This window comes from Rhizobium sp. SEMIA 4085 (assembly GCF_013004495.1).
Lineage (GTDB): Bacteria > Pseudomonadota > Alphaproteobacteria > Rhizobiales > Rhizobiaceae > Rhizobium > Rhizobium gallicum.
On the sequence record NZ_JABEPH010000473.1, the window covers coordinates 1 to 3,618 of the forward strand.

4 protein-coding genes are annotated in these 3,618 nt (G+C 62.1%); 3 read left to right on the forward strand and 1 reads right to left on the reverse strand.

From position 1 onward, the window contains the following. Window positions 1-1,714, forward strand: a 1,714-nt coding sequence (purL, locus tag C9413_RS29320; RefSeq protein WP_170251289.1) for a phosphoribosylformylglycinamidine synthase subunit PurL, incomplete at its 5' end; no start/stop codon positions are given. Window positions 1,715-1,733: 19 nt separating this feature from the next. Next, complete coding sequence (locus C9413_RS29325) at window positions 1,734-1,967, forward strand: BolA family transcriptional regulator (RefSeq protein ID WP_039845020.1); 234 nt, start codon at window positions 1,734-1,736, stop codon at window positions 1,965-1,967. Between the two features lie 24 nt (window positions 1,968-1,991). Here the strand turns inward: C9413_RS29325 and C9413_RS29330 are convergent, their stop codons facing one another. After that, complete coding sequence (locus tag C9413_RS29330) at window positions 1,992-3,092, reverse strand: hypothetical protein (RefSeq protein WP_246703883.1); 1,101 nt, start codon at window positions 3,090-3,092, stop codon at window positions 1,992-1,994. A 208-nt stretch (window positions 3,093-3,300) separates the two neighbouring features. Here C9413_RS29330 and C9413_RS33965 point away from each other — a divergent pair, with 208 nt between their 5' ends. Next, window positions 3,301-3,528, forward strand: a complete 228-nt coding sequence (locus C9413_RS33965; protein ID WP_170251290.1) for a hypothetical protein — start codon at window positions 3,301-3,303, stop codon at window positions 3,526-3,528. The last annotated feature ends 90 nt before the right edge of the window (window positions 3,529-3,618 follow it).

Consider the following 3,618-nt stretch of genomic DNA (forward strand, 5'->3'; position numbering starts at 1 on the left):
CGGCTACAGCGGCAAAAGCCGCGTCAACGCCTTTGCGGGGGGTCCCGCGCAGTCGAATGCCATTGGCGTGTCGGACGCCAAGGGCGTCGGCATGCCGGTCGTCTATCTGGGCGCCAAGACCGGCCGCGACGGCGTCGGCGGCGCGGCGATGGCCTCCGCCGAATTCGACGAGTCGATCGAGGAAAAGCGCCCGACCGTCCAGGTCGGCGACCCCTTCACCGAGAAGTGCCTGCTGGAAGCCTGCCTTGAACTGATGCAGACCGGTGCCGTCATCGCCATCCAGGACATGGGTGCGGCCGGCCTCACCTGCTCGGCCGTCGAAATGGGCGCCAAGGGCGATCTCGGCATCCTGCTCGAACTCGACAGGGTTCCGGTCCGCGAAGAGCAGATGACCGCCTACGAGATGATGCTCTCGGAGAGCCAGGAGCGTATGCTCATGGTCCTCGAGCCGGACAAGGAGGCGGTCGCCAAGGCGATCTTCGTCAAGTGGGGCCTGGATTTCGCGATCGTCGGCAAGACCACCGACGACCTGCGCTTCCGCGTCGTGCATCAGGGCGAAGAAGTCGCCAATCTACCGATCAAGGACCTCGGTGACCAGGCGCCGGAATACGATCGCCCCTGGCGGGAATCCGGTAAGCGCGCTCCCCTCCCCGCTGAGCTCGTATCAGCACCGGACGATTATGGTAAGGCGCTGCTGAAACTCGTCGGCTCGCCGAACCAGTCCAGCCGCCGCTGGGTCTACGAACAATACGATACGCTGATCCAGGGCAATTCGCTGCAGCTTCCGGGCGGCGACGCCGGCGTTGTCCGCGTCGAAGGACATCCGACAAAGGCGCTTGCCTTCTCGTCCGATGTCACCCCGCGTTATGTCGAGGCCGATCCGTTCGAAGGCGGCAAGCAGGCCGTCGCCGAATGCTGGCGCAATATCACCGCGACGGGAGCCGAGCCGCTGGCTGCGACCGACAAACTTAATTTCGGCAATCCGGAGAAGCCGGAAATTATGGGCCAGTTCGTCGAAGCCGTAAAAGGCATCGGCGAAGCCTGCCGTGCGCTGGATTTCCCGATCGTTTCCGGCAACGTCTCGCTCTACAACGAGACGAATGGCATCGCGATCCTGCCCACCCCGACGATCGCAGGCGTCGGCCTGCTGCCGGACTGGCAGGCGATGGCGTGCATCGGTGGCGCATCCGATGGCGACCAGCTGATCCTGATCGGCACCGACGGCAGCCATCTGGGCTCCTCGATCTACCTGCGCGATGTGGTCGGCAGCATCGATGGTCCGGCGCCGGAAGTGGATCTCTTCGCCGAGCGCCGCAACGGCGATTTCGTTCGTTCGGCAATCCGCAACGGCCAGGTCACCGCCTGCCACGATATCTCTTCCGGCGGCCTCGCCCTGGCGCTCGCGGAAATGGCGATGGCATCGGGCAAGGGCCTGATGGTGACGCTTGCCGAAGGCAAGGGCGCGCCGCATGCCCTCCTTTTCGGGGAAGACCAGGCACGCTACGTCATCGCGGTCAAACCCGACGTCGCCGGTTTCGTCTGCGCCAATGCGGAAGGCGCCGGCGTGCCCTTCCGCCGTCTCGGCACGCTTGCCGGCAGCGACCTCGTTGTCGATGATCTTTTGTCGCTCCCCATTCAGCAATTGCGCAACGCCCATGAATCGTGGTTCCCTGAATTCATGGATAGCGCAGAGGCACTTGTCGCTGCGGAATGATGTGCAAGGAGTTACGATCATGGCTATGAAACCCGGCGACATCGAAGACATGATCAGGGCCGGGATACCCGGTGCCAAGGTGACGATCCGCGACCTTGCGGGCGACGGTGATCATTACGCCGCCGAAGTCGTGGCCGAAGCCTTCCGGGGCAAGAGCCGCGTCCAGCAGCACCAGATGGTGTATGAGGCCCTCAAAGGAAACATGGGCGGCATCCTGCACGCACTGGCGTTGCAGACATCGGCCCCGGAATGATGCTTCGATTATTGGAATGCCCGGTCACAAGCCGGGCATTTTTTGCAGTCCGCCATCGGCGACAAGAGCGGCAGGCACCGGTCCGGCCGTCAGCAGCGTGAAATCGAAGGCTGCGCGCAGGTCCGGCCCCAGCACGTATTGCCGGTGCACCCGCAGGAAATCCAGCTTGATCTTCTTGTAGTGTTCCGGCGTCAGCATCTGCTTGACGCGGATGAACTGCATTCTTGCCTGCGGTGCGTCCGGGTGGCCCGCTGCAGCGACAACCGGCACCTTGTAGAAATGGATGGCGTCCGTCAGGCAGTGCACGTCGAGCCAGGAGACGGACCGGCAGACCGCGATCCGCCCGACATGGGCGCGCAGCGCTTTTGCGGGTGACAGCAGAGCGCATTGCAGCACCGCCGAACCAAGCGAAGCAAAGACGACCTGCTTGCCGTCGAAGATTTCCGGCTCCTTCTCAAGGAGCAAACCGACGACATGTGCGGCAACGCTCGAGCCCATTCTGTGCGACGAGATCACATATTCGTCAGCATCCTCCAGCAGCGCCTCGCGCGCCGCATGCGCACAGCGTCCGAGCCATGCGTCGACCTCGGGGCGAGCCAAGCGCCCGAGCGCAACCGCCATTTCCCAATCCGCGAAGAGATGCAGGGCGTAGAAGCGTTCGGCGAAAGGTAGGAAGAGATAGACGAAGAAGCCAGCCGCCGCCGGCAGGCTCCAGACGATATGCCAAATCCCGAGGCCGAAGCCCATCGGTGCCGAAGCGATCGTGGCCATCAGCATGAGGCCGAGCAGCATCAGCACGAACGGAAAGATGAAGAAAAGGCCGAAGCGCCAGGCATGACGGAAATAGCCGGCCAATCCCCCGTCCACGATGATGCGGCCGCAGGCGGCAAAGCCGTCGACTATGCGCTTTGCCGCCGGCTTGGCGCTAAGATGCCGTACGAGCACGTCATGATCGAAAACATGAACCCTGCTTGCGGTCTGCCAGAAATCGGACGCAGCGAGTACGTCGAATTTCGCAAACTCGTAGCAATCGTCTATTTCGGCTAGCTGCGCCTGGAAGCCCCAAACCTTTCCGCTTTGTCTGGCCGCTCGCTCGTAGCGGGCCCGGTGAGCCTCCCCGTCCAGCGGTTAGAAACCCGGGAAGTGAAGTACCACCCTCTTCTTGATCAATTCCATAAATATCTTGCCGGCGAGCTCGGCCCGCCAATTCGCAAAACGCGCATGCATGTGAAATGTGGCGGAAAAGGCTCTCGTGCTGTTGAAGAGCGCTTGCTAACCGAAAGCATCGGGATTTCAATAGCCACGAAAGCGTTTGGGTGCTGGAGGGGTTTGAATGGCTGATATCGTGAAGGAACTCGTGAGCGGCGTTGTCGAGACCGTGCTCAAGGAAATCCTCAAGAAAACTGCGCTCCGAACCACCACCAAGCGAAAGAAGCGAAAGACACGCCCTTCCACGACCGGTCGCTTCACCCGCACTGGCTCAACGGCGAATAAACCCGCCCGCAAACAGGTCAGCAAACGCCGCACTGCCACTGCCCGCAGCAGGCAGCGCAGCCGCTAGGCCTTCCGCCATCGTGCCATCATCCACCGTAAGCATGCTTATCTTTTTTTGATTTTGGCGGCTGGAATTTGAGCCGTCACATGCCTGTCT

Coding starts and splice junctions, on each gene's coding strand:
- C9413_RS29325 (WP_039845020.1), top strand. CDS start 1,734: ATGGCTATGAAACCCGGCGACATCGAAGACATGATCAGGGCCGGGATA.
- C9413_RS33965 (WP_170251290.1), top strand. CDS start 3,301: ATGGCTGATATCGTGAAGGAACTCGTGAGCGGCGTTGTCGAGACCGTG.